This window comes from Psychrobacter sp. TWR1-1-1, from assembly GCF_049895865.1.
GTDB lineage: Bacteria > Pseudomonadota > Gammaproteobacteria > Pseudomonadales > Moraxellaceae > Psychrobacter > Psychrobacter immobilis_A.
Genome location: NZ_JAFCTE010000007.1, coordinates 44,854 through 71,387, shown reverse-complemented (window position 1 = coordinate 71,387; position 26,534 = coordinate 44,854). Strand labels below are relative to the sequence as shown.

General features: G+C 44.2%; 25 protein-coding genes. 18 read left to right on the top strand and 7 right to left on the bottom strand.

Going from position 1 to position 26,534, the window contains the following annotated elements:
• The first annotated feature begins 28 nt into the window (after positions 1–28).
• The 8 genes from ACP69U_RS08620 (at position 29) to ACP69U_RS08585 (ending at position 8,009) form a co-directional block, all read left to right on the top strand.
• The gene (locus tag ACP69U_RS08620) at positions 29–1,363 is read left to right on the top strand and encodes a urate hydroxylase PuuD (protein ID WP_314884248.1); all 1,335 of its coding nucleotides are present in this window, start codon (positions 29–31) and stop codon (positions 1,361–1,363) included.
• A gap of 97 nt (positions 1,364–1,460) precedes the next feature.
• Positions 1,461–2,441, top strand: a complete 981-nt coding sequence (gene puuE, locus ACP69U_RS08615; protein ID WP_426138310.1) for an allantoinase PuuE — start codon at positions 1,461–1,463, stop codon at positions 2,439–2,441.
• A gap of 55 nt (positions 2,442–2,496) precedes the next feature.
• Positions 2,497–3,333, top strand: a complete 837-nt coding sequence (locus ACP69U_RS08610; RefSeq protein WP_426138309.1) for a bifunctional allantoicase/(S)-ureidoglycine aminohydrolase — start codon at positions 2,497–2,499, stop codon at positions 3,331–3,333.
• Positions 3,334–3,517: 184 nt separating this feature from the next.
• The gene (locus ACP69U_RS08605; RefSeq protein WP_227676499.1) at positions 3,518–4,066 is read left to right on the top strand and encodes an ureidoglycolate lyase; all 549 of its coding nucleotides are present in this window, start codon (positions 3,518–3,520) and stop codon (positions 4,064–4,066) included.
• A gap of 238 nt (positions 4,067–4,304) precedes the next feature.
• Positions 4,305–4,580: a Trp family transcriptional regulator gene (locus ACP69U_RS08600; protein ID WP_055124613.1), complete on the top strand. Its 276-nt coding sequence runs from the start codon at positions 4,305–4,307 to the stop codon at positions 4,578–4,580.
• A gap of 99 nt (positions 4,581–4,679) precedes the next feature.
• Positions 4,680–6,098 carry an anthranilate synthase component I family protein gene (locus ACP69U_RS08595; protein ID WP_426138308.1) on the top strand — a complete coding sequence of 473 codons (1,419 nt, stop codon included), beginning with the start codon at positions 4,680–4,682 and terminating at the stop codon, positions 6,096–6,098.
• A gap of 33 nt (positions 6,099–6,131) precedes the next feature.
• Positions 6,132–6,779: an anthranilate synthase component II gene (locus ACP69U_RS08590; protein WP_426138307.1), complete on the top strand. Its 648-nt coding sequence runs from the start codon at positions 6,132–6,134 to the stop codon at positions 6,777–6,779.
• Between the two features lie 282 nt (positions 6,780–7,061).
• On the top strand, positions 7,062–8,009 hold the full coding sequence (locus ACP69U_RS08585) for a DMT family transporter (protein WP_426138306.1): 948 nt from the start codon (positions 7,062–7,064) through the stop codon (positions 8,007–8,009).
• Between the two features lie 168 nt (positions 8,010–8,177).
• On the opposite strand, the gene ACP69U_RS08580 is transcribed toward ACP69U_RS08585, so the two are convergent.
• From ACP69U_RS08580 to ACP69U_RS08565, 4 genes are all read right to left on the bottom strand, one after another.
• Complete coding sequence (locus tag ACP69U_RS08580; RefSeq protein ID WP_060491687.1) at positions 8,178–8,921, bottom strand: amino acid ABC transporter ATP-binding protein; 744 nt, start codon at positions 8,919–8,921, stop codon at positions 8,178–8,180.
• A 91-nt stretch (positions 8,922–9,012) separates the two neighbouring features.
• Positions 9,013–9,750, bottom strand: a complete 738-nt coding sequence (locus ACP69U_RS08575; RefSeq protein WP_426138305.1) for an amino acid ABC transporter permease — start codon at positions 9,748–9,750, stop codon at positions 9,013–9,015.
• Positions 9,750–10,586 (bottom strand): transporter substrate-binding domain-containing protein, encoded by an 837-nt coding sequence (locus ACP69U_RS08570; protein ID WP_426138304.1) that lies wholly within the window; start codon positions 10,584–10,586, stop codon positions 9,750–9,752. Before ACP69U_RS08570 ends, ACP69U_RS08575 begins: the two co-directional genes overlap by 1 nt.
• Before the next feature lie 314 nt (positions 10,587–10,900).
• The gene (locus ACP69U_RS08565) at positions 10,901–11,698 is read right to left on the bottom strand and encodes a UTRA domain-containing protein (RefSeq protein ID WP_426138303.1); all 798 of its coding nucleotides are present in this window, start codon (positions 11,696–11,698) and stop codon (positions 10,901–10,903) included.
• Positions 11,699–12,003: 305 nt separating this feature from the next.
• On the opposite strand from ACP69U_RS08565, the gene hutU reads away from it, so the two are divergent.
• From hutU to hutI, 5 genes are all read left to right on the top strand, one after another.
• Positions 12,004–13,722: a urocanate hydratase gene (gene hutU / locus ACP69U_RS08560; RefSeq protein WP_193008641.1), complete on the top strand. Its 1,719-nt coding sequence runs from the start codon at positions 12,004–12,006 to the stop codon at positions 13,720–13,722.
• A 70-nt stretch (positions 13,723–13,792) separates the two neighbouring features.
• Complete coding sequence (locus ACP69U_RS08555; RefSeq protein WP_426138302.1) at positions 13,793–15,154, top strand: YjiH family protein; 1,362 nt, start codon at positions 13,793–13,795, stop codon at positions 15,152–15,154.
• Positions 15,155–15,273: 119 nt separating this feature from the next.
• A complete protein-coding gene (hutH, locus tag ACP69U_RS08550) occupies positions 15,274–16,836 on the top strand; it encodes a histidine ammonia-lyase (protein WP_426138301.1) in 1,563 nt (520 codons plus the stop codon).
• A gap of 33 nt (positions 16,837–16,869) precedes the next feature.
• Positions 16,870–17,898, top strand: a complete 1,029-nt coding sequence (hutG, locus tag ACP69U_RS08545; protein ID WP_426138350.1) for a formimidoylglutamase — start codon at positions 16,870–16,872, stop codon at positions 17,896–17,898.
• 47 nt (positions 17,899–17,945) lie between these two features.
• Positions 17,946–19,271 (top strand): imidazolonepropionase, encoded by a 1,326-nt coding sequence (gene hutI, locus ACP69U_RS08540; RefSeq protein ID WP_426138300.1) that lies wholly within the window; start codon positions 17,946–17,948, stop codon positions 19,269–19,271.
• A 152-nt stretch (positions 19,272–19,423) separates the two neighbouring features.
• On the opposite strand, the gene ACP69U_RS08535 is transcribed toward hutI, so the two are convergent.
• A complete protein-coding gene (locus ACP69U_RS08535; RefSeq protein WP_426138299.1) occupies positions 19,424–20,008 on the bottom strand; it encodes a PepSY domain-containing protein in 585 nt (194 codons plus the stop codon).
• A gap of 244 nt (positions 20,009–20,252) precedes the next feature.
• A complete protein-coding gene (gdhA, locus tag ACP69U_RS08530) occupies positions 20,253–21,599 on the bottom strand; it encodes an NADP-specific glutamate dehydrogenase (RefSeq protein ID WP_426138298.1) in 1,347 nt (448 codons plus the stop codon).
• Between the two features lie 632 nt (positions 21,600–22,231).
• On the opposite strand from gdhA, the gene ACP69U_RS08525 reads away from it, so the two are divergent.
• The 5 genes from ACP69U_RS08525 to ACP69U_RS08505 all read left to right on the top strand — a co-directional run bounded on the left by ACP69U_RS08525 (position 22,232) and on the right by ACP69U_RS08505 (position 25,550).
• On the top strand, positions 22,232–22,594 hold the full coding sequence (locus ACP69U_RS08525) for a roadblock/LC7 domain-containing protein (RefSeq protein WP_179797756.1): 363 nt from the start codon (positions 22,232–22,234) through the stop codon (positions 22,592–22,594).
• 291 nt (positions 22,595–22,885) lie between these two features.
• Positions 22,886–23,380 carry a PAS domain-containing protein gene (locus ACP69U_RS08520; protein ID WP_426138297.1) on the top strand — a complete coding sequence of 165 codons (495 nt, stop codon included), beginning with the start codon at positions 22,886–22,888 and terminating at the stop codon, positions 23,378–23,380.
• 3 nt (positions 23,381–23,383) lie between these two features.
• Positions 23,384–24,133, top strand: coding sequence for a PhnD/SsuA/transferrin family substrate-binding protein (locus ACP69U_RS08515; RefSeq protein WP_426138296.1), 750 nt, complete (start codon positions 23,384–23,386; stop codon positions 24,131–24,133).
• A gap of 143 nt (positions 24,134–24,276) precedes the next feature.
• The gene (locus ACP69U_RS08510; protein WP_426138295.1) at positions 24,277–24,894 is read left to right on the top strand and encodes a hypothetical protein; all 618 of its coding nucleotides are present in this window, start codon (positions 24,277–24,279) and stop codon (positions 24,892–24,894) included.
• 41 nt (positions 24,895–24,935) lie between these two features.
• The gene (locus ACP69U_RS08505) at positions 24,936–25,550 is read left to right on the top strand and encodes a hypothetical protein (RefSeq protein WP_426138294.1); all 615 of its coding nucleotides are present in this window, start codon (positions 24,936–24,938) and stop codon (positions 25,548–25,550) included.
• 405 nt (positions 25,551–25,955) lie between these two features.
• Here ACP69U_RS08505 and ACP69U_RS08500 read toward each other — a convergent pair whose 3' ends face one another.
• Entirely contained in the window at positions 25,956–26,477 is a 522-nt protein-coding gene (locus ACP69U_RS08500) for an HdeD family acid-resistance protein (RefSeq protein ID WP_087814292.1), read from the bottom strand.
• Positions 26,478–26,534 lie beyond the last annotated feature (57 nt).

Sequence of the window (26,534 nt, the reverse complement as noted above, 5' to 3'; positions counted from 1 at the left end):
AGAAAATTGTAAAAAGGACATTTGCAACATGGGCGCTTATTATCTCGATTGGTTTAACTTATTTTTTCGCTGGTTCCACGTCATCGCTGGCGTGGCATGGATTGGTGCGTCTTTTTACTTTGTTTGGCTAGATCTTAGTTTACGTAAACCACCACAGTGGAAGGCTGACAAAGGCATTTCAGGCGACTTATGGGCGGTACATGGTGGCGGCTTTTATGAAATTGCCAAATATAAGCTTGAGCCCGAAGAGATGCCAAAGACCCTGCACTGGTTTAAATGGGAAGCTTATACCACTTGGCTGACGGGTATGGCGATGCTCTCTATCGTCTATTATGCCAATGCGACTGCCTACTTGATTGATCCCAGCAAAGTCGATTTTGGTAGTAGTATCGGTGCCATTTCGACCAGTTTGTTGTTTTTATTCGGCAGCTATTTTATTTATGAGGTGATTGTCCGCAGCCATTTAGGCAAAAACTCCTTTATTTTTAGCACCATTATTTTTATCCTATTAATCATCGCCTGCTGGGGTTCTTATCAGCTATTTAGTGACCGTGCTTCGTTCATTCATATCGGTGCAATCTTAGGTACTGTGATGGCAGGTAATGTGTTCTTTGGCATCATGCCTGCGCAACGAGCGCTGGTAGAATGCGTGAGGCGTGGCGAAAAACCAGGCAAAGAAGTAGCGGACTTGGCACTACAAGCAAAAAACCGCTCGCTGATGAACAACTATTTTACCTTACCGCTGATCTTTACCATGATTAGCAACCATTATCCGATGATGTACTCTCATGCTCACGGCTGGTTGGTATTGGTATTTGTGGGTATCATCACGGCTATTGTACGTCACTATTTTAACCAAAAGCACTTGGACAATCATAAGCCGCGTTATTTGGTCATCCCTGCTGTCTTAACCGTATTATTAATTATTTGGATGCGCCCAGAACCAATTGAGCCATTACCTGCTGTCACTGCTGTCACTGCTGCAGCCGCTGCTGAAACGGCGACACCAGATAATGTGCCACCAACAACTACTGCTAGTGCAGTCGACGATTCTACTATAAGCACTGATGCAGCCTCAAATGAAAATATCACTGCCGACGTCGTGCCAGTAACTGCCTCTGCTGATGATGCCATTATGGATGTCGTGCACACGCGCTGTAGCACGTGCCATGCCGCTCAGCCTACTCAGCAAGGATTTGCCGCGCCGCCAGCTGGTATCATCTTGCAGACACCAACCGACATGAAAACTCATAAAGCAAAAATCGTCACTGCTGTACAAACAGGCTATATGCCACTGGGTAATCTCACAAAATTGACGGATGAAGAACGTCAGCAAATGGTGGCTTATGCATCAGGGTTATAAATAAAGGCCGTAGATAAATATTATATGGATCCAAAGTTACGCCTTATTTTGCTTTAATTGACTTAAGTTGCTTTAAAATATTTAGGATATATTGACAATGACCAAAAAAATAATCAGCGATTTCAATCAAGACGCCTACCCTCGCGACTTAAAAGGCTATGCTGACAAGCCGCCAAAAGCCAGCTGGCCAGGCAGCGCTAAAATCGCTGTACAGTTCGTCCTCAATATCGAAGAAGGCGCAGAAAATAGCGTGATTCATGGTGACGGTCAATCAGAGCGGTTTTTATCGGATGTCTTGGGTACGCCAGAGTTTAACAATCGTCATCAGTCGATTGAGTCGGCATTTGAGTATGGTAGCCGTGTGGGTGTTTGGCGAGTATTAGACACTTTTAAAGAATATGGTTTGCCTATTACGACCTTCACTTGCGCTGCTGCTGCCGAAAAAACACCGCATATTATCGAGCGAGTATTAGAAGATGGGCACGAAATCGCCAGTCACGGTCTACGCTGGATTACTTATCAAAATATGTACCGCGAGACCGAGCGCGAGCATGTGCGCCGTGCCACTGAAATATTCGAACGCATGATCGGTGGTCAGCCGCTTGGTTGGTACACGGGACGAGATAGCCCGAATACTCGTGAGTTGGTCGCCGAACAAGGTGGCTATATTTATGACTCAGACTCTTACGCGGATGAGTTCCCTTACTGGCTCAATGTCAAAGTAGAAGACGGTAACAAAATCGCTCGTAAGCCGCATTTGGTCATTCCCTATACCTTAGAGACCAATGACATGCGCTTTGCATCAAGCCCAGGCTTTACCAACGCCGAGCCTTTTTATCAATACTTAAAAGACAGCTTTGATACCTTATACGAGGAAGGCGCACACACACCCAAGATGCTGACAATCGGTTTGCACTGCCGCATCATTGGTCGCGCCGGTCGCATCGTTGCCCTCAAAAAGTTTTTGCAATATATCACCAGCAAGCCCGATGTGTGGGTATGCCGCCGTGATGACATTGCCAAACACTGGTATAAAAACCATCCAGCCACTGCCGATAACACTGCAAACTGGATGTAACCATACGTTTAGACACAAATTTATTGCGGCACAACACCACTAAGGAACATCAACAATGTCAACAAAGAGTACTTATTACGCACCCACTGGCGGATTACCTCCACAAACACAACTGCTATCTGATCGCGCTATCTTCACCGAAGCTTATGCAATTATTCCCAAACGTGTACTGACCGACATTGTTATTAGCTATCTGCCGTTTTGGACAGGTATGCGCATGTGGGTGCTTGCACGCCCACTTTCAGGTTTCTCTGAGACTTTTTCACAGTATATCGTTGAAGTTGAGCCTAATGGCGGCTCAGAAAAGCCTGAGCTAGATGCAAACGCTGAAGGGGTTATATTCATCGTTGAAGGCGAAATGGACATGACTATCGAAGGCGTGTCGCATCATCTTGAATCAGGTGGTTATGCATTCTTACCACCTGGCTGCAAATGGTCGCTAAAAAACAATAGCGACACGCACGTTAAATTCCATTGGATTCGTAAAGCTTATCAACACTGTGAAGGAATTGATGTGCCTGAAGCCTTTGTAACCAGCGATCACGATGTTGAAGCAATTGAGATGCCGGGTACTGATGGCGTATGGGCAACCACCAGATTTACCGAGCAGTCTGATATGCGTCACGACATGCATGTGAATATCGTGACTTTCCAACCAGGTGGCGTGATTCCATTTGATGAAACTCATGTCATGGAACATGGTTTATATGTCCTAGAAGGTAAAGCCGTCTATCACTTAAATGGTGAATGGGTAGAAGTTGAGGCAGGCGACTTTATGTGGCTACGCGCATTCTGCCCACAATCTTGTTACGCTGGCGGACCTGGTCCATTTAGATACTTACTATACAAAGACGTGAATCGTCATATGCCGTTTATTCGCCCAGCACGATAAGCCCTGCGCAAGAACAATAATAATCAGAACAACAAAGCATTCAGAACGATGAGCAATATAGCGGCATAATCGTTCATTCGAATATGTCATTTATTCCCAGATGTTGATTTAATTCGCGTACGGGCTTATGGCAAAGTAGCTCATAGCAATTATAAACAGTGATCACCAAAAGTAAGGCAAAGTCATGAGTACTCTTATGAAGACTACGATCGTTGCAAGACCTTTAACCAAAGCTGAGTTTGCGCCCTACGGCACCGTAATCGAACCCTATGACAAGGAAGCACAGACGCCTGAAAATAGCTACCATATCAATAAAGGCTATGCCTGCCGCCATCACGCCATCGCTGAAGCCAAACTTGACGGCGGCGATGTCGGCATGAGTATCTTCCGCGCCAAAAAGCGTGAATTTCCTATTGCCTTATCGGTCATGGAATATCATCCGTTTGGCACGCAAGCGTTCTTTTCGATGAATGGTCAGGATTATATCGTCATCGTTGCGCCTGCTGGTGCGCCGCCACAGTCTGCAGATGATTTGACCGTGTTTTATGTCCAATCTCATCAAGGTGTGCAATACGATGCCAATGTCTGGCATCATCCGCTACTTGCCCTCGGTTGTGACTCTGATTTTTTGGTGATAGATCGTATCAATGGTGAAGGCAAAAACTGTTATGAGCTGGATATAGAGGATTGGCAGGTGCAAATTGAACTTGCCAGTGAGCACTCTTCCGTTTAATTAGGGTCTGTAAACGAGCTGTTAACCATTCATAAACATAAAGCCAGTTAATAAAGATTAGCTGGCTTTATTGTGAATGTAGGATCCATCCTATATAAATAATCATCTTCCAAAACACAGTGCCCATTTAACAGCAGTAGCAAAACATCTACATAGGCTACTTGCCTTTTATGTACTATCGTACTAGAATACTGAAACGAAGTAAGCTTCCCTTTTCTTTTCCATTAAGATGAATGTTATGAGCACAGACCCTTATCAAAGCTTATTAAGCCATTTAGCCAGTTGTCATGACAGCACCGCTATCGACCTGCTATTGAGTGCGCTATTGACGGAAAAAGAGCAGCAAGAAATCGCCAATCGTATCCGCATTTTTGACTTGCTGGAGCGCGGTGTCACCCAGCGCGAGATATCTGAGCAGCTAGGTGTCGGTATCGCTACCGTCTCGCGCGGCGCCAAAGCCATGCAAGTTCACGATGTGAGTGCCTTACTAATTACTCATAGAAAACATTCATAAAAGACACAGCTGAAAAGGCCGCCTAATTAATTAGAAACTAGAGTTTTAATTTGTCTTAATTTTTATTTGATCAATCATTGAACCAATTTGGATATTGTTATGACCTCTCCTAACTTAAAACCTAACCAACCTGCTGCTATTGATATACCTAGTAAACCACAGCGCATTAAACTCACGCAGGATATTGATTTCTTTGCGTTGTTCAAACGTATTGAGCGCGCTTTTGAGACCTGTTATTTGCTCGAATCATTAGGCGAAGATGGACATATGGCGCGTCATCATGCGATTGGTTTTGATCCAGTGATGACCATTGCTGCCATCGATCGTACAACCCTCGCGATTACTGATAATAAAACTGCTGAAACCACTCATTATCAAACGGATAATCCTTACGAGCTACTGCGCAAAATTACGCCGCAGCACGTCATTGCTCGCGACCAAAGCGGTGGTCTTGTCGGTTATTTGGGTTACGACAGTGTCAATTTCTTTGAACCCAGTCTCAATACTAAAGCGAGCGATGACTTTGAACCCTTTAAATTTGGCGTATATTTGGATGGTCTAACGCTCGATAAGATGACCGGTGAGATTTTCTACTTTTATTATCCAACTGCGCAGCAAGAAAATCGCATCGAGCAAATCAAAGCGCTACTTGATGAGCAAATTCCAAGCTATGAGCCGCCTACAGTTGAGTTTTTGGGTGACGGCATGAGCCAAGAAGAGCACGCTAAAGCCGTCATGCAAGTCAAAGAAGACATAATCTCAGGGCGTATCTTTCAATGTGAGGTTGGCTTTAAATCCAAATACCATATTGCCGGCGATAAAATGCCCATTTATGAGAAATTGCGGTCGGTCAATCCGTCGCCGCATATGTATTTTATGAAATTTGCCCAGCAATGCATCATTGGAGCGTCACCAGAGCTGCTATTTCGCTTGCGTCAAGGTGAGATGGAAACCTATCCACTGGCAGGTACTGCCAAGCGCGGTGTCGATGTCATCGAAGACCGACAGCTTGCCCGTGCATTGCTAAACGATGCCAAAGAGATTGCCGAGCACAATATGTTGGTCGATTTGCATCGCAATGACATTGGCCGTGTGGCACAATTTGGCACTGTCAAAGTACGTAGTCTCATGGATATCAAACGCTTCTCTCACGTGCAACATATCTCGTCTGAAATCGTCGGAATCTTACACCCTAATGAAGATATGTTTAGCGCCCTTGCCAGCAACTTCCCCGCTGGGACGTTGTCAGGCGCACCGAAAGTTGAAGCGATTAAAGTCATCAATGAGCTAGAACCAGATGGGCGCGGTGCTTATGGTGGTGCGCTTGGATCGTTTAATTTTAACGGTGATTGTATTTTTGCCATTCCTATTCGCAGCCTATTCATCAACGGCGAATCTGCCTATGCGCAGACCTGTGGCGGCAATGTCTATGACTCCAATCCTGCTGATGAATATCTAGAAATTCAGCGTAAATTGTCTGCCATGAAAGTGGTATTAGACAGTTTTATGAATCCGTAAATTGCTTATATTTTGCCAAAGAGTTGATAACCCATGAATGTTTTAATTATAGATAACTACGACTCCTTTACCTTTAATCTTTACCAATATATCGGTGAGATTTTGCAGACGATGGACGGCGATAAAGCCGCGAACGTCATTGTTAAACGTAATAATGAGATAACGTTAGCAGATGTACAGGCAATGAATCTTGACCGCATTATCATTTCACCGGGCCCTGGCGCTCCTGACGACCCTGCCTACTTCGGTATTTGTGCCGAAGTGATTGAAGTCATGGGTAAGACGACGCCGCTATTGGGTGTCTGCTTAGGTATGCAAGGGATTGCGCATGTGTTCGGCGGCGATGTGGTACGGGCGAGCGTGCCGATGCATGGCAAGGTATCCTCCATTCGCCATGATGGCGCGGGTGTCTATCAAGGCTTGCCACAAGAGATTGAAATCATGCGTTACCACTCCTTGATGGTAAAAGCGGATACCTTACCAGATTGCTTGGCTGTCACAGCTGTCGTCGCCAATAATGCTCATGATGAGTTCAGCCTAACCGAATCTGCGCTAGCAGGTGAGGAGATTATGGGACTACAGCATAAAGACTATCCCATTCAAGGTGTGCAGTTTCACCCAGAGTCATTTGCGACGGAAGGTGCCAAACGCTTGCTGACGAATTTTTTACTACAGTTGTAAGTCATGATGCATAAGTTTGGGGGATATGACACCAAAGGGTGATAAGCTAAAAACAAGCGTACCTCTAACTCAAATAAATTGAATTTTATGTCTAACTGACTTGTGTTCGAACTTAATTAACGCTTTAATGATAGATTGAAAAAATAAACAAAAGGCAGCCCTTACTCGGGTTGTCTTTTTCTTATTTCAGTATTGTATGATGCCATTAGCTAAAAGGCTTGGACAGTTTGAGGTTTTGAGTTTGGGCATGGGTTTTGATATCACATAAAAATAGAGAGCGATATGACAAACACTGGTAGCGTAATGTCAGCACGGCAGTCATGGATAGGCACTATTCAAATTATCACAGCGGCTGTCTGCTGGGGTACCTTGGGGATATTCTCGACCTACCTCAATCAAATCGGCTTTAGTGGCTGGCAAATTACGATCTTACGTATCGTGACCGCGGCTTTTCTTATTCTTGTCATGCTACCGAAATTATGGCCGCACCTTATCAAGCTTCGTCGAAAGCAGTGGCTTGGACTGGCATTGCAGTCTTTGATTGGCGTACTTGGTATGTCGGTATGCTACTTTTTTGCTGTGATCTATGTCGGTGCTGGGCCTGCGGTTGCCTTGCTTTATACTGCGCCTGTATTTAGCTTATTGTTTTCGGCATTCTTGCTTGATGAATCTATCACTCGCCAGTCGGCATTACTGGCGCTCATGGCGGTATTTGGTGTTGGATTGACGATGTTGGGTGAGCAAGCACAAGTCAACTGGGGCATCCTATTAGGACTGCTAGCAGGCGTCTGTTATTCCTTATACGGGGTACTGGGCAAGCGCGCGATGCACGATGCACACCCTGCGCCTTTGGTGTTTTTTACCTCTATTATCATCAGTGCTGGTGTACTGCTATTATTACCTGAAACCTATCAAACCTATGGGCAATTATTAAGCTTACCTTTACATACTTGGGGCTATGCCTTGGGGTTGTCTTTGATTGGAACCGTCGTGCCCTTTGCCCTTTATATGAAAGCATTAGAGAAATTACCTGCCACTCGTGCATCAGTATTTACGATTTTTGAGCCATTGACTGCCATTGCCCTTGCCATACTATTACTGCATCAATCCTTATCTTGGATTCAATATGTGGGCGTGGTATTAATCTTACTGGCAGCTTTATTTAATGCCATATTAAACGGCACTGCCACTCGCGTACCACGCTGGCTAAAAAGACGACAAAGAATTTAGTCTGTACTCTTTAAGGAGTTTGAACAGCCTTGGTAACATTGCTATTAGACGAATAAAGCCCCAACTATATCGATATAGTCGGGGCTTTATTGTGCTTGACACTTTACTTAAGAGGTAAGTATTTATGCCATAGACAGTTGCTAAATAACTTGGACTGTCTTGATGATATTACTGTTCAATACGCTGCAAAAAGGCCTGCGTACGTGGATGCGTAGACACTTCGAACATCTGCTTAGCGCTACCTTCTTCGACCACATGACCATCCTCAATTAACACCACATGATCCGCCACATCACGAGCAAATTTAATCTCATGAGTCACAACGACCATCGTCCAGCCTTCAGATGCCAGTTGCTTCATTGTGCCCAATACATCTTGTACCAATTCAGGATCGAGCGCAGAGGTCGGCTCATCAAATAATAATAATGACGGCTCGATAGCCAGTGCACGAGCAATGCCGATACGCTGCTGCTGACCACCAGATAGCTGAAACGGATACAGATCTGCCTTATCCGATAAGCCTACTTTATCAAGTAATGCCAGTGCCTGTTCGCGGGCTTGCGCCTTAGTTTGCCCTTGCACTACCGTCGGCCCAAGCATTAAATTCTCAATCGCGGTCTTGTGTGGAAACAAGTTATAAGATTGAAATACCATGCCTGATTTACGCTGCAACGCCAGCAACGTTTTCTTCTTGGGCTTGGTAGCGAAGTCAACCGTTAAGCTGCCATCATCAAAAGCGATAATGCCTTGATCAGGAATTTCCAACGCATTCAAGCAGCGTAAAAAAGTGGTTTTACCAGACCCTGACGGCCCTAATATCACCACTACCTTGCCTTTTTCGATGGTCAAGTCGATGCCTTTAAGCACTTGATTGCCACCAAAGGCTTTGTGAATATTAGTGACTTGAATCATAAAGCTTCCTGTTGTACTGATATCTGTTTGCTAATAACACACGCTTATCGACGCGGTATTACCATCCTATACTGCCCCCATTATCAAGGGTTTATTTCGCCACGTAGCGATCAAGTCTGGTTTCAAGCTTACCTTGAATAAAGGTTAAGAACAGACAAATACCCCAATAAATAATCGCTGCTTCGGTGTAGACCAACATAAATTCATAGTTACGTGCCGTGATGATTTGCGCCTGTTTAAATAGCTCGGTTACCAATACCAATGACGCCAAAGACGTGTCTTTTACTAGGCTAATAAAGGTATTGGATAACGGGGGTACTGACACCCGAAGTGCTTGCGGCAAAATGACATGGCGAAAGGTTTGTAGATACGTCAAGCCTACGGTCGAGCCTGCTTCCCACTGTCCTTTTGGAATGGACAAAATAGAGGCACGCACCGTCTCAGATGCATACGCGCCAATATTGAGCGAAAAGGCAATAATCGCTGAGGGAAAAGGATCAAGCTTTACTCCGATACTTGGCAAGCCGTAGAAAATAATAAATAGCTGAACCAGCATCGGTGTCCCGCGAATGGCGGACACATAAATACGCGCAAGTCTGTATATGATTTCATGGAACCAGCCAGCACGCGGTACGATACGAATCAGCGCTACTGTCAGCGCAATAGCCATACCAATCGCAAATGAGATCAACGCCAGCGGTATCGAATAATAAATACCGCCTTTAAGCATTGGCCAAAATGAATTGATGACAATTTGCGCCCGTGCAGGATCCATAAATGGTAGTAGTGCCAGTAACTCAACTAGCATTGACGTGATAGACGCTAGCATTATTTTTGTTGACTTATATCAGCACCAAAGAACTCTTCGCTAAGCTTGGTCAGCGTCCCATCGGCTGCTAATGCGGCCATTGCTTCATTCAGTTTTGCCACCACAGCGTCATCCCCTTTGATGAGTACTAGACCTGAACCAGTCTGCTCACTCGCAGGCGCTGTCAGTTTGATCTCAAGTGCTGCATCTGGGAATTTTTTGAGATAATCCAATACTGCCAGATTGTCATTCATCGTAAAATCAGCACGGTCTTGCTTAACCAGTTGAATCGCTTGCGCCATACCATCGACAGGGACGATTTCTGCGCCGTAGCGTTCTGCAAGCTCACCATAGTTGCTGCTTAGCGATTGCGCAGTACGCAGACCTTTTAAACCTTCCCACGAGCTATAACGATTGTCATCAGTCGATGCTAGTACAACCGCGCCCGACCAGCTATATGGCATGGCTTTGTCATACTTAGCCAAACGCTCAGGCGTGGTCAAGCTTACTTGATTGGCCACCATATCGAAGCGTTTTGAGTCAAGACCTGCCAGCATAGCATCCCACTGGGTCTCTTTAAATTCAACGTCTACGCCCAGTTTATCCGCAACCGCACGTGTCACTTCGACATCATAGCCAGTTAGCTTGCCACTCTCATCATGATAAGTGAATGGCGGATAAGTACCCTCTGTACCGACGTTGATGGTGCCACCATTATTGATACGTTGCAGCAAATCAGAGCCACCCGTCGCGGCACTGTCTGTCGCATTGGTTTCTGCTTCATTGGTAGTAGACTGACCACAAGCGGCAAGTAGCATAGTACTGGCGGCAAGTGCTAAAAGAGTACGACGTTTCATAAGACGTCCTTATAAGAGTGAATGAATAATGCAAAAAGGTATCGTGCCAATAAAACCATAGCAACAAATAAGGATAAGACCAGCACAGGCAAATACTATAATAAAGTATTTGCGCCGCATTATTTAGCTTTGGCTGCTCGATTTGAGGATGATCAGCATATTTTTCAATACTGTTTCTATATTATCTTTGAATTTTTGGACATTTTTTAGGCAGATATTAACGTTATTATTGCCAATTAAATAGCCATTTATTCATATACTAGCGCACTTCAGAAAGAATAAACGTACAAAAACAGTGAGCATGCGTAAGACTATTATAATTCACCGGAGAATTGATAACGATCGCCTGCATGCCACATCTTCACAAAGGTCAATACTCGACCTGCTGAATACGTCTGACGACGCAATACCAATGTCGGCGACTGCGGTGTGATTTGCAGTAGCACAGCTATCTCATCTGGTGCCGCCAGTGCACGAATGGTATAGCGACCGCGCTCTAGTGGACTTTTGGCAATGAGATAATCACTGGTGTTGACCACACTAAAATCCTGCTCAATAAATTCTGGCACCTTTTGCGCATCCACCCAGCGCTCTTCGAACTGTATGGGCTGACCATCCGCAAAGTGAATGATTTTTACCTCGTATAAAACAGCAACGTCGCTACTACTATCTGCGCCAGTACTGTCATCCATCACGGTTGTATCAGCGTTTGTGTTAGCGCTTGTATTAGAAGACACAGCTACTTCATCAATATCAAATTTACGCCGTAATTCATCGTCTAACATCGCAGCTGTAAGTATGCGTTTACTCACCACTTGCGCCTGATAATCACGATTAGCAGATTTTAAATCCTGCGCGATATTGCGCACTTCTACAAAAGTGTGATTGAACTGCTGCTGGGCGACAAACGTCCCCGACCCTTGCCGGCGCTCTAGCACTCGCTCTTCGCTCAGCTCTTTTAGGGCGCGATTGACCGTCATACGCGATACGCCAAACTCTTTTGCCAACGCCATTTCTGTAGAAATTGCATTGCCCGCTTGCCATTTACCCGAGTGAATATTGTCTAATATGGCGTTTTTTATGCGCTGATATGCCGGAATCGTCTTTGTCATGTCCGTGTTTAACCGTTAGTTTTACCAATAATAGTAGCGCCATAATATCACGAGATAACGTCATGAACCTTGGCAAAACACTGTGACATTTATCTATCTACCAAAATCCTCACAAAAATAATTGAGTCATTTATAAAAAATTGCTTGCATGAAAAAAGTATCTTTGATAATTTGTATATACAACTTTACGACAGTGCTAAAAAATCTGCGTCATCTAATCGATGTTTCGCTGAATTTATATACTGACTGTAAAACACTTACTTTGATTACTTTATCGTTTTAACAGATATCACAAGGATATGATAATGACTACTGACCATGGAACCAATAAAGAGACTAAGCTGACTCGCCGTGATGAGAGCCGCGAAATCGCTGCGCCCACGGGCAGCACATTACATTGCAAAAGCTGGCTGACCGAAGCACCTTATCGCATGCTGCAAAACAATTTGCATCCTGATGTGGCCGAAAACCCAAAAAGCCTAGTCGTCTATGGTGGTATCGGACGCGCAGCCCGCAATTGGGAAAGCTACGATCAAATCCTAGCGTCATTAAAAGAATTGGAAGACGATGAAACCTTATTGGTGCAATCTGGCAAACCAGTTGGCGTGTTTCAAACGCACGAAAATGCCCCGCGTGTATTGATTGCAAACTCTAACCTTGTGCCGCGCTGGGCGACGTGGGAGCACTTTAACGAGCTCGATCGCAAAGACTTGATGATGTATGGTCAAATGACAGCTGGTAGCTGGATCTATATTGGCACGCAAGGCATCGTGCAAGGTACATATGAGACCTTTGTAGAAGCAGGTCGTCAGCATTATGACGGTAGCTGGGCGGGACGTTGGATTTTGACCGCGGGTCTTGGCGGCATGGGCGGTGCGCAGCCATTAGCCGCGACTTTTGCAGGTGCAACCTCACTGAACATCGAGTGTCAGCAATCTAGTATCGATTTCCGCTTGCGTACTGGTTATGTCGATAAGCAAGCCGATGACTTAGACCATGCTTATGAGCTCATCAAACAGCATACCGACGCAGGTGAAGCGGTCTCTATCGCCCTACTTGGTAATGCCGCAGATATATTGCCAGAGATGGTCAAGCGCGCCAATGCTGGCGGTATGAAGCCTGATTTGGTCACTGATCAAACCTCAGCGCATGACTTGATCAATGGCTATCTACCAAGTGGCTGGACAGTGGAAGCATGGAAAGCTGCCCAAGAAGATTCAGAGCAACATGCAGCATTAACCAAAGCTGCCGCTCAGTCTTGTGCCGTACACGTACAGGCGATGCTAGACTTGCAGGCAATGGACATTCCAACGACCGATTATGGTAATAATATCCGTCAGGTGGCTTTTGATGAAGGCGTTAAAGATGCCTTTAATTTCCCAGGTTTTGTCCCTGCATATATTCGTCCGCTGTTTTGCCAAGGTAAAGGCCCATTTCGCTGGGTAGCATTATCAGGCGATCCAGAAGACATCTACAAAACCGATCAAAAAATTAAAGAGCTGTTCCCTGAAAACCAACATATCCATCGCTGGTTAGATATGGCAAAAGAGCGCATTCAGTTTCAGGGTTTGCCTGCCCGTATCTGCTGGTTAGGATTGGGTGAACGTGACAAAGCAGGGCTCGCATTCAATGAGATGGTCAAAAACGGCGAGCTAAAAGGCCCTATCGTTATTGGCCGTGATCACTTAGACACAGGCTCAGTGGCTAGCCCTAATCGTGAAACAGAAAGCATGAAAGATGGTTCAGATGCGGTATCTGATTGGGCATTATTGAATGGTATGCTCAATGTCGCAGGCGGCGCAACTTGGGTATCGCTGCATCATGGCGGCGGCGTGGGCATGGGCTACTCGCAGCACTCAGGCATGGTCATCGTCGCAGACGGTACTGATGCTGCAGCCAAACGCTTGGCACGAGTGCTGGTCAACGATTGCGGTTCAGGCGTTATGCGTCATGCGGATGCAGGTTATGAGCTAGCGATCAAAACAGCTAAAGACTATGGTCTAAATCTGCCGATGGTTAAGTAGCATACCCTTTATCCTTATAAGTGATTACTTGACATAAGGATATCATCGACATTTTATCAAGGAGGATAATATGATTGAGCAAAATACGACACTAAATCTCAAGGATGCAGCAGCGACACCAACTGAAGCACTACTGTCTAAATCTATAGCGTTACTGCAGTTGATAGTCTTTAGTGCTATCGGTTTGGTCATGTTTTTTGTGCCATTTACCATTGGTGAGAAAAGCACGATTTTGTTCGATCATGGGGCAACTTATCTGGTCAATCAGCAGCATACATTGTCTGTGACGTTATTATTTTTATTGATGATCTTTGGGGTAAGCAAGCCATTTATAGACGGCTCATGGCGTAAAAACATCACCTACATGATTATGACTGCTTTTAAAATCATTGGTCTGATACTGGCAGTGATGTATGTTGCTGACGTAGCGCCTGCCTTTATGATGGAAGCCGACATGCTGCCGTTTTTGTTTGAAAAACTGGCATTACCAGTCGGTATGATTGTACCGCTTGGGGCATTAATTTTAGCATTTTTGGTGGGTTTTGGTTTGCTCGAGATGGTCGGTGTGCTCATGCAGCCGATCATGAAACCTATCTGGAAAACCCCAGGTTCATCAGCGATTGATGCGGTCGCATCCTTTGTTGGTAGCTACTCTATCGGGCTGCTCATTACTAATCGTGTCTACTTGCAAAAGCAATATTCAGCGCGCGAAGCCATTATCATTGCGACTGGATTTTCGACCGTATCAGCGGCATTTATGGTGATTGTTGCCAAAACGCTTGGTCTGATGGAGTTTTGGAATCTGTTCTTTTGGTCTACGCTAGTGATTACCTTTATCGTCACTGCGATTACTGCTCGTATTCCACCCATTAGCCTTGTTGATGATAGCGTTGAACGTCCCGCTTTAGACCATAAACGTGGTACACGTCTGGCGGCAGCATTTGATTTGGGTTTGTCCACTTCACGCCGTGCCACTGACCTAAAACAAATCTTATGGTCTAACTTTCGCGATGGGCTGACGATGGCAGCGGCGATTGTGCCTTCTATCATCGCGGTTGGCTTGACAGGATTGATATTAGCAAAGTATACGCCTGTATTCGATGCTTTAGGCTTGCTTCTTTATCCATTCACATGGCTTAGCGGCTTACCAGAGCCTTTGGTTGCCGCCAAAGGTATGTCAGCGGGATTGGCTGAAATGTTCTTGCCAGCACTGCTCCTCAGTGAGGCTGATATACTGACTCGCTATGTTGCAGGGGTCATCTCTATTAGCAGCGTGTTGTTTTTCTCTGCCATGATTCCTTGTGTGCTTGCCACTGAAATACCATTATCTGTCGGCAAAATGGTCATTATCTGGTTTGAGCGTGTGGTATTCAGTATTTTATTAGCTGCGGCATTCGGACATCTAGCCATGTACTTCAACTGGATTGGCTAAAGAAACAAATTTAATAACAGGTATTACGTTAACTAAAAACATTTAAAAAACGTCATTTCAACAAAGACATGAATCAAAAATAATATAACCCATATGTCTTACAATACTAGGATCACCCTATGAACGATATCAAACAATTAACCCTACACCCTCGCCAGCTTAGCTTTAAGATGCTACGTGATATCTATGAGCAGCCTGTCATATTGACATTACCTGAGAGTGCTTATAAGGCCATCGATACCTCACATGAAGATGTGCGTACGATTATTGCCCGAGACAAAAGCGCTTATGGCATCAATACTGGTTTTGGCCTGTTAGCAAAGACCCGTATCAGTGATGATCAGCTTGAGCTACTTCAGCGCAACTTGATTGTTTCTCACTCAGTAGGTACTGGTGAAGCACTTCCTGCTGGCGTGGTACGACTGATTATGGTGATGAAAGTGGCCAGCCTAGCACAAGGTGTATCAGGCGTACGCCGCGAGGTAGTGGACAGCTTACTTGCCTTAATCAATAATCAAATCACGCCAAATATTCCGGCAAAAGGGTCTGTTGGTGCTTCTGGTGATTTAGCGCCTTTATCACACATGACGCTTGCAATGATGGGTGAAGGTGACGTGTTTGTCGCTGGCAAAAAAGTGCCTGCAGCAGACGCGCTAGCACAGCATGGACTTGAGCCAATTACCCTAGCAGCCAAAGAAGGCCTTGCGCTTATCAATGGCACGCAAGTCTCAACCGCATTGGCATTACGGGGTTATTTCTTAGCGCGTGATTTGCTGGAGACAGCAACTATCGTTGGCTCCCTGTCAATTGATGCGGCCAAAGGATCGGACTCACCATTTGATGCGCGTATTCACGAAGTACGTGGGCATCATGGTCAAATTGAAATCGCCAAAGCGCACCGTCAATTAATCAAAGGCAGTGCCATTCGCGCCTCGCATGACGGTGAGCAAGATGATCGAGTTCAAGACCCTTACTGCTTGCGTTGTCAGCCGCAAGTCATGGGTGCCTGTCTTGATATCATCAATCAAGCAGGTAAAACGCTACTAATCGAATCCAATGCCGTCACTGACAATCCGCTAATTTTTAATAACGAAGATGGCCCAGTGGCTATATCAGGTGGTAACTTCCATGCTGAGCCAGTCGCTTTTGCCGCTGATATTTTAGCCTTGGCAATTGCCGAGATTGGTTCTATGTCTGAGCGCCGTGTGGCCTTACTTATCGATGCGACGCTGTCAGGTGGTCTGCCGCCATTCTTGGTTGATAACGCTGGGGTCAACTCAGGCTTTATGATCGCCCATGTGACAGCAGCGGCACTGGCTTCAGAAAACAAATCTATCGCCCATCCGGGTAGCGTTGACAGCATCCCAACCTCTGCCAACCAAGAAGATCATGTCTCCATGGCGACCTATTGCGCACGCCGCTTATACGAGATGGCGCAAAACACGGCCACTATCATCGGTATTGAGCTGTTGGCTGCCGGTCAAGGGATAGATTTCCATCGCGGATTAGAGACATCAGAGCCGTTGACAGTGGCACATCAGAAACTGCGTGCGCAAGTGACTTTCTATGACAAAGATCGCTACCTAGCCCCTGATATCGAAGCGGCCAAGCAGTTGGTATTAGACGGTACACTTGCTGAGCACTGGCAGTCACTACGCAGCGACTGGTATGAGTCTAAATAAGCGTTAGATAATTAAAGGAAATGAGCGATGGCTATGACGACAACTAGCACAACCGTGAGTCATACAGCGGCTGACATGACGCAGTGGACAGGTCGTGCAGAGCCATTTGAGACTGCGCGCGCCCGCTACTGGTATCAGCTTGCAAAGCCTTACGAGGATCAAAATATTGGGCTAATTGGCTTTGCATGTGATCAAGGAGTTAGGCGCAATCAAGGCCGCGTGGGTGCACGAGCTGCCCCGCCGCTGATTCGCCGAGCGTTTGCGACGCTGCCAGTGATTGCGTCGTTGCAGACACGCTATGATAACCAATTGGCAACATTGCTAGGTGATGCAGGCGATATCTATTGTCACGACGATGATGACTTTGCTGCGCACACTCTTGAGCAAGCTCAGCTCGAATATGCGGATAAGGTGAGTGCTATTGTTGAAAAAGGCGGCTTGCCCATTGGTCTTGGTGGTGGTCATGCCATCGCCTATGGTAGTTTTTTGGGACTATGGCAGGCATTAGAAAATAAAAGCGAAGCAAATGCCACACCTACCATCGGCATCATTAATTTTGATGCGCATCTTGATATTCGTCAATCTGATGTAGCGACTTCTGGTACACCGTTTCGTCAAATTGCCGAGCATCTTGACGCACATGGTCAGCCTTTCCATTATTGCTGTATTGGTGTCAGTCGGTTTTCTAACACGGCGGCGCTGTTTGATCGTGCTGAGCAATTGGGCGTGCATATCATCAGTGATGAAGACTGCCACTATCAGCCTTGGCAGACACTTGCCGATCAGGTTATCAGCTTTATCAATCAGGTCGATGTGATTTATCTGACCATCGATATGGACTGCTTGCCTGCCAGTGTTGTGCCCGGTGTGAGTGCCCCAGCGGCTTATGGTATTGAGCTGGGTTTCGTTGAGCGTATGGTAAAAACCATTATGGCTACTGGTAAAGTAAAAATGGTAGACATTGCCGAGATTAATCCCACCTTTGATATTGATGGGTGCAGCTGCAAGGTCGCGGCTAGATTGCTGGCCATTATGGTAGAACAGCATTTACTGGTCGTCTAAGTCTTACTAACAAAAATCACTGCCTGCAAAATAATCAGGAGAATATTATGGATGATTCCAATAATACGACAGAGATCACGCTCAACGATGCTAGCATGGCATCATTTGATCATGTTTTTATCAATGCCAATCTTGCGACTTTTTCAGTGCAGTATGGTTTTGGCATGTATACAGATGAACATACAAATAGCATCCCATATGGTCAATTAAACAATGCTGCTATCGGTATTAAAAATAGCAGCATTGCTTGGATTGGTGAGCACAATCAAATCACTGCTCATCTGACTCACTATCAAGACCACCAAATCACAGACGTAGATGGTAAATGGATAACTCCTGGACTTATCGACTGTCACACTCATATCGTCTATGGTGGCAATCGCAGTAACGAGTTTGAGGCACGTTTGCAAGGCGCTAGTTATCAAGACATTGCTGCACAAGGCGGCGGTATCGTTGCGACGGTTAGTGCCACCCGCGCCGCTAGTATTGAATCGTTATTTGCACAAAGTGAGAAACGCTTAATAGCACTCATGAAAGAAGGCGTCACCAGTATCGAAATCAAATCGGGCTACGGCTTAGATTTAGATACTGAACGCAAAATGCTCACGGTTGCTCGCCAACTTAGTGACAAACACAATATCCATGTGAGCACCACTTATCTAGCGGCGCATGCCTTGCCACCTGAATACAAATCTCACATGCAGGACCGCTCGGATGACTATATCGAGCAAGTGTGCGAGTGGCTACCAATCTTGCATTCAGAGGGCTTGGTCGATGCGGTCGACGGCTTTTGTGAAAATATTGCCTTTAGCACTGAGCAAATCAGACGGGTTTTTGAAGTCGCGCGCTCATTAAATATACCAGTTAAACTGCACTCTGAGCAATTATCTGACATAGGTGGTAGTGCCTTGGTTGCTGAATATAAGGGGCTATCAAGCGACCATTTGGAGCATTTATCAGAAGATGACATCAAAAAAATGGCAGCAAGCAATACGGTTGCAGTTCTGTTGCCCGGTGCATTTTATACCCTGCGGGATACCAAGTTGCCACCCATTGAGGCATTACGCAGACACCAAGTACCTATGGCAGTTTCTACTGATTGTAATCCTGGCACTTCACCGCTTACCTCATTATTGCTTGCGATGAATATGGGCTGTACACTATTTTATCTAACCCCTGAAGAAGTATTAGCAGGGGCAACGGTTCATGCGGCAAAGGCCTTAGGTCTAGCCAAAAAAGGTAAAATAGAAGTTGGCTGCGATGCCGATTTAACGCTATGGGATATTACCCGTCCTGCTGATCTAGCCTATCAGATGGGACTAAACCCTATTCACGGTATTATGGTTCAAGGCAAATGGCGCGAGATGGCATAGCACATTCATATAACTACTCATCATAAAAACAAGCCCCAATCACTGAATGATTGAGGCTTGTTTAATCTGCAAGTATCAACAAGTTGTTATCCTATTCCACTTCCAAAAATCTGAGTAACAAGGAAAACGAATACTAGCAATATCTATCTACGTTATTTCTTAAATTTATTTTTAAATACGCTGCCAGTATTGGCATCGACATTCAACCAAACGATACTATTACCTTTGAGGATATCAGTCTCATAATAGGTCGCGTGATCACTATAATCTCGGTCATTTTTAAATTCAACCTCTATAACACGGCCACCACTTTGCTTTTCAGCAATTTTTATTGCCTGTTTAGCATCAATCTTCGCTTGTTTTAGCGCCTTATAGTCTGCCATATCATCATTGTCTAATCGATCTACATCCGTGCTGATAACTTTACCAGTCATGGCATCGACTTTGATTTCATAGCTTCGGCTGCTTGTGATAAATTCCATCTCATACAGACCACCTTGCACTTTATCATCATCGTGGTCAAAGCTGGCGCTCATTAATAGACCGGATGACTTTTTGGCAGCAATAGCAATGGCTTGTTGTAAGCTTATTTTACTGGCTTTAGCGGCTTGCACCTCACTTGCTAATGGCTGATGTGCAGATGCATAGATTGTTGTACTTAAAATAGCCGTGCCCATTACGACTGCAGCACGAGTACCTAAGGTCTTTAGGGAAAATGACTTAAAAATTTTACTCATAACGGTCTCCACAAAATTATTTTTATTGACTGTTCTGCATTAATTATCTTTCAAGAAATGCGTATTATCAATACGACAATCGTATCACTTTGTAGAGAATGCTTTGACATTGCATGTCATGGGTCATTCAAAAAATAGTAATATCAAGTAAAAGTACTAAATACTTATGGTTAGTCGATAATTATTAAGTAGATACCTATTAAGCAAATACCTATTCATCAATAAGTAACTATGATAAAAGTGCTTAGTTTAAAATACCATAAGCGACCAACGCATCGGCAACCCGTTTGAAACCAACGATATTTGCACCGGCCATATAGTTGATATAGCCATTATCTGTTTGACCATACTGTTCTGAAGCTTTGGCTGCACTGTCATGAATGTTTCTCATGATGTTTTTGAGGCGCAAGTCTATTTGCTCAAAGCTCTTATACTGACGTACTGAGTTTTGTGACATCTCAAGCGCAGAAACTGCCACACCGCCTGCATTGGCCGCCTTACCTGGGGCATAATGTACACGGTGCAAACGAATATAATCGATGGCTTCGGCAGTCAATGGCATGTTGGCACCTTCGACAACGTATGTAATGCCATTTTCAACCATGAGCTTGGCATCTTCTTCATTGACTTCGTTTTGCGTCGCTGATGGAATCGCGATATCACCTTTAAATTGCCATGGCTTTTGCTTCGCAAGCCATTCACCACCATACACCTCAACGTACTCAGCCAACGGTTTGCTTTTTGCTTTTTGCGCTTTAAGCCAATCAATTTTTTCTTGATTCAGACCCGCTTCATCATACAAAGTCCCTTGTGAGTCTGAGACGGTGACGACGATGCCGCCCAGCATATGGGCTTTTTCAGCAGCATGTAATGAGACGTTACCAGCACCCGAAACCAGCACTCTTTTACCTTTAATATCATCATTCTGCTTAGCAAGCATGTTCTCTAAGAAATACACAGCACCATAGCCTGTCGCCTCAGTACGCATCAAACTACCACCAAAACCAACGCCTTTACCAGTCAAAACGCCACCATATTCGTGTGTTAGGTTCTTATACATAGCAAACATATAGCTAACTTCACGTCCACCCACGCCAATATCACCAGCTGGCACGTCGATGTCTTTATCTACATAGTGATGTAGCTCACGCATAAAGGCGTAGCAAAAACGACGAATTTCACTGTCTGTTTTGCCCTTGGGATCAAAATCAGAGCCGCCTTTACCGCCACCCATTGGCAATCCAGTCAATGCATTTTTGAATATTTGCTCAAAGCCTAAAAACTTCAATACAGATTGATTGACAGTAGGATGAAATCTCACACCACCTTTATAAGGTCCCAAAGCGTTGCTGAACTGGACGCGCCAGCCGCGGTTCACTTGAACTTCACCTTGGTCATTTTCCCAATTAATACGAAAAGCAATAATACGGTCAGGCTCAACAAGGCGTTCAAATATTTTAAAAGTATCATACTCTGGATGGGCGTTGTATAGCGGGGCAATCGTGATTGCAACTTCTTTTACCGCTTGAACGAATTCAGGTTGATGGGCATAACGTGCTTCAACTTTTTCGATGGCCTGACTGATACTCATATCTTTTCCTTAGGGTAAAAATGGTGTTCGTGGTTATTTACACCGATGTCACGTCGTATTGATAGCAAACGAGGGGATTGTGGACACTGATGTAAAACTGAAATTACCTCTACACGCTGAATTATGTAGAGACAAATGGGATTAAAAAAGCTAACTGAACTTATGCTGAGAGACCAAATTCAGAGACAAGAACATTTTTTATCTCATAACTATATATCATTTTTGAGGCGTATAAGTCTAGTAAATATCGCCATCATGAAAAGTTATAAGTGATTTTATGGGTATAGTCTAAAGTGCACGTTTTCATGAAACCTCGAAAAATCGGTTTATTAGCCTATAGATACAATTAATTGTGGTAAGAATAGACATGCATTACTAAAACGTCTTTTTTTCTGATGTCCGAGCACCTCTAATCTCAATAAATATCTATAGAATGCCCTCTATTTTGGAGATAAAAGGTCAATAATGAGTATTAAACGGTATAAAAGCTCCAAAATCTGGCTTTTCACCTGCTTCTATGTATATCAATATTGGTAACAAGGGTTTATAATAACTGGCTTAGTCGACATTTATTTTCTAACATTACTAACCGTTATTTTATCCATTGAATAACCCGTCACAGAGAAAGCGATATGCGTACAGATTCATTCCAGCAAATTTTGGAAGACCTAAACAGCTCATCAGCCGATGTTGAAGCATCTGCTCTTATTTCTAACGATGGTCTTATGATTGCATCAGCATTACCAACGGGCGTTGACGAAGACCGTGTCGGCGCTATGTCAGCCGCTTTATTGTCATTGGGTGACCGCGCAGGTCGTGAGCTAGCACGTGGTGGTATCGATCGTATTATGATTCAAGGTGAAAAAGGCTACGTAATTATGACCTCATCTGGAGATGAAGCTGTACTTACCATTATGGCAAAACCAAATGCGAAACTTGGTTTGATATTCTTAGATATAAAGCGTGCCTCAGAAGCCCTTGCAAAACTTATCTAATTGGTGAATTTGGATTTTTGTCGATAGCACATTATTGTATTATTTAGCGTCATATAACGTAGAACTTGACTGATAAATATCACTTTAAATCAAAATTGAGTGACTGTCTCATAAAAATTATTTAAGAGGTTGCACATTATTTGTATGAGATAATCGCCTAATAGATATTGGGTCTACTACTGAGCTAAAAGGCAACACATAAGCTAAAATACAATAATGTTCATCGACAAGTACCACGCCAGATTGGCTTTTTAATCATTATAAATATAACGATAAATGAAGGAGATTACGATGGGTTCTCCAATCCCTGATGCACACAAGCCTGATATGCCCGCTGAGCAGATTACTCTGACTTACTATGATGGTACATCGCGGACTGTCTATGATACTGGTATTGAACGCCCTTATCCTGATGGTAAGCTGATTGTATCGCGCACCGATTTGAACGGTGTACTGACTCACGTCAACGATGCTTTTGTTGAAATTAGTGGCTACAGCGTTGATGAGCTGATTGGTCAGCCACAATCTATTTTGCGCCACCCTGATATGCCAAAGGCCGCTTATAAAGATTTGTGGGATACCGCAGAGGCAGGGCAAAAATGGCATGGCTATGTTAAGAACTTATGCAAAGATGGTAGTCATTACTGGGTCTATGCGACCGTTGTGCCGAACATTCGTCGCGGCGAAACAGTGGGTTATACCTCGGTACGCCGTAAACCATCACGTAGCAAAATCGAAGCTGCGACGGCTCAGTATGCTCAAATGAATCAAAATGAGGAAGGCTAAATCATGACGACACACAATATGTTAATCGCCCCTGATTTTTCGCCTGAGCGTTTTGCAGGCTGGCATATGTTTAATACATTAATCCAAAAACGTGCCAACCTAAATATGCACCTAAACATACCTGCCTCACATGCTGAGCAAGAGCAGATCATTGAGACAGGCGACATTCAGGTCATTTATGCCAATCCTTTTGATGCAGCTACATTGATCCGTGAGCAAGGCTATCGTGCCGTTGCGCGTCCTATTGGCAAATCAGATGAGATGGTCATTGCTGCAGCGGTAAACAGTGATATCAAGCACTTAGAGGACATTAAATCTGGTGCAACCATAGCAATGGCTGACAACCGTGATGTTAAGCTGATTGGTTTACGCTTACTAGAAGCTGTGGATATAGAAGAGTCTGATCTCAACTGGGATATCACTGAGACTTATCAGGCAGCTGCCCGTAAAGTCATCAAAGGTGATGCTCAAGCAGCTTTCTTCTTGGCAGAGATTTTTCATAGCTTTTCACGCCTGACCAAAACTCAGCTGTCGGTGTTGATCGAAAGTGATTTGGCAGATATCAGTCATGTATTACTAATTAAAGATGACTTTCCTGATACCGAAATATTCATGAATGCGATTCTGAATTTGCATAATGATGACGATGGTAAAGAAGCCTTGGCTGAACTTGGCATGCCTCAAGGTTTTGAAGCCATGGATGAAGAAGATGCTGAATTTATGATAGATTTGATGCAGACCTTACTTGATTAGTGATTAATTGGTACGTTGCATCTTTTTGCTTAGTGAAGTCATAGCCTATTGTCGCACCATAGTGGCTGTATCATTTTGACCACAAGATATTGGCCATACACTGTTAGTCATACAATAGACTCTATGACTTAAAGGACACTATTATGTCTGATTTAGACCTTATCAAAGAAAATGAGATGGAGGCGCGCCGAGTATTTCGTTTATACTCGCGTAAAGTTTTTTTGGCTCCCAATAACCGTCATTTTCATGAACAACGTATCAATGCTGCCTTACTTTTAACTGAAAAGGAGCCGCTGCAAGGTGCTGTCGCCGACTTCTTTTATGGCTGCTGGTATGATATTCCTTACGATGTAAACAATCTGTTTACGCGTATTAAAGATCGGCTGTATCCTCATGTCCAGCAAGGGTTTCGCGATTGTATTAGTAAGAAAAGATATATTCAACGCAATAGTATGCTGGCGACCCGCTGGAGTGTTCTTATATCACCGTCTCTCAATGAGCAGGATCAGCGATTGCTTATCAGTAGCGACGATGCCAAAGAAATTGCTAAAAACATCACTACTGAGCTCATGCAGGCGCGTGAGGATAAGGATTGGGGCACGATTGAGCAAATCGAAAACGAGTTCTTTGCTCACTGTATCGCTCGCAATGATCGACTTGCCTTCTCGCTAGTATGGTTTCGCTTAGGTAAAAGCGACTGGCAGTTCGATGAGCGCTGGAACAACTGTCAGCAACACCTTGATCAGACCATCAAGACTTAATTTATCGCCGATTCAACACTTTCATCACAATGGTAGCCGCTATGTCCTCTTACTTAAATGCCGATAAAACGTATCTAACTCTCACTCCAGCCGGTATTTTTGAGGCATTTTCACAAAGTGAGCCCACTGATGAACAGCTGTCATTACAAGACTTACTATCCTATGAGCAGACATTGCTCGCCGCTGATTGGCTCGAGCGTTATTCTGATGAATGGCTACAGAGTTTTATAGAATACGGCTGGATTGAAAAGCTATCTTTGCTCTTACCTGCACCCAATCTGCCATTGGATCAGTTTTTGCCATATGTGGTTGCCAGCTTGTCAGGCAAACGCCGTGCTGCTATTGGTTCTGATGAAGGATTTTGCCTAGCAAGAATCGGTTACAGCCAAGAAGAAGCAGATATGCTCAGTGTTGCAGCTGCTGATTTTTCAGGTTTTATGATACGCCAAAAACAACGCGGCTGGGCAGTCGAAAGCCAAGCCATCTCGTTTTTTCAACAAGTCGACTTACTGATTCCTGAGACCAGTTTTGTGTTCTTATGGATTGATGGTTCAGGTTACGCCCTCATCATCGATGGCGAGCCTTTGACTAATAGCCGCGCCTTTGTTGAGATGGTATGGGCATTGAAAACATCTGGATTAAGATTTCTTAGCTAAATCAACCAAACCGCTTGATATACCATTAAATATCAGTATGACACGCTGCCATACTGACCAGTGCGCTTATATCAAACCAAGCGCACTTCTTTCAATCTCTCACATCTGCTTTACTTTCAATATATTTTTTTCTTTCATCTTCTGCTGTAGCCGATTTAATACGATTTGTATACAAGGATAAAGTACTACAAATTGCACTTAGCCTTTACGCATGGTTAAGATGTGATATTCAAATAAATTATGAAATAAAAAAAAGACGCTTTAAATAGCGTCTTTTTTGTTTGTTGCTATAGTCAAGGAATTTTAGAATCGCTACAAGGCGACCGACCGCAGATAGTACACTGAGTACATCTAGAGCGGGTAACACCGTAGCGGTTTAAAAATGCTCTGACTATATAACTAAACTTATATATTGCGCACCACAATTGATTGTATACGTGAATACATAATTAATGATATGCCGTTAGATATCAACTCGACGGCCAACAGTATGCCAAGAATATACGTCGCTGACTGCGGATAACTGGTAAATATCATGATAGCCAATATAATCGAGAGCAGACCTGAGAGTAATATTGGGACAAAAGCCACTGTCCGACGTAGACCGAAAGCAACAACAACTCTGACTATACCTGTTGCCATAAATAAAATAGCAATTACCATGGTCAAGGTCAATATGCCTTGCAACGGATCTTGTAATAATTCAATACCAATCAATACACCAAGTACACCGCCGATGGCCGCCAGCACTTTTCCAGTGGTACTATGTGCTCGGAACAAGGCAATAAACTGTAAAACACCCACTAAAAGGAAGATAAAACCTGCTAACTGCTCAGCGGCCAAAGTGGCGCTAAGAGGATTAAAAAATGCAAAGATACCGCCAAGAATACTAATGATGCCAATGACTAACCATAATGTACGATTCATAAGACGACCTTATTTTACATTTAATAGAAAATAAATTATATCGCAAACCTTATCTTG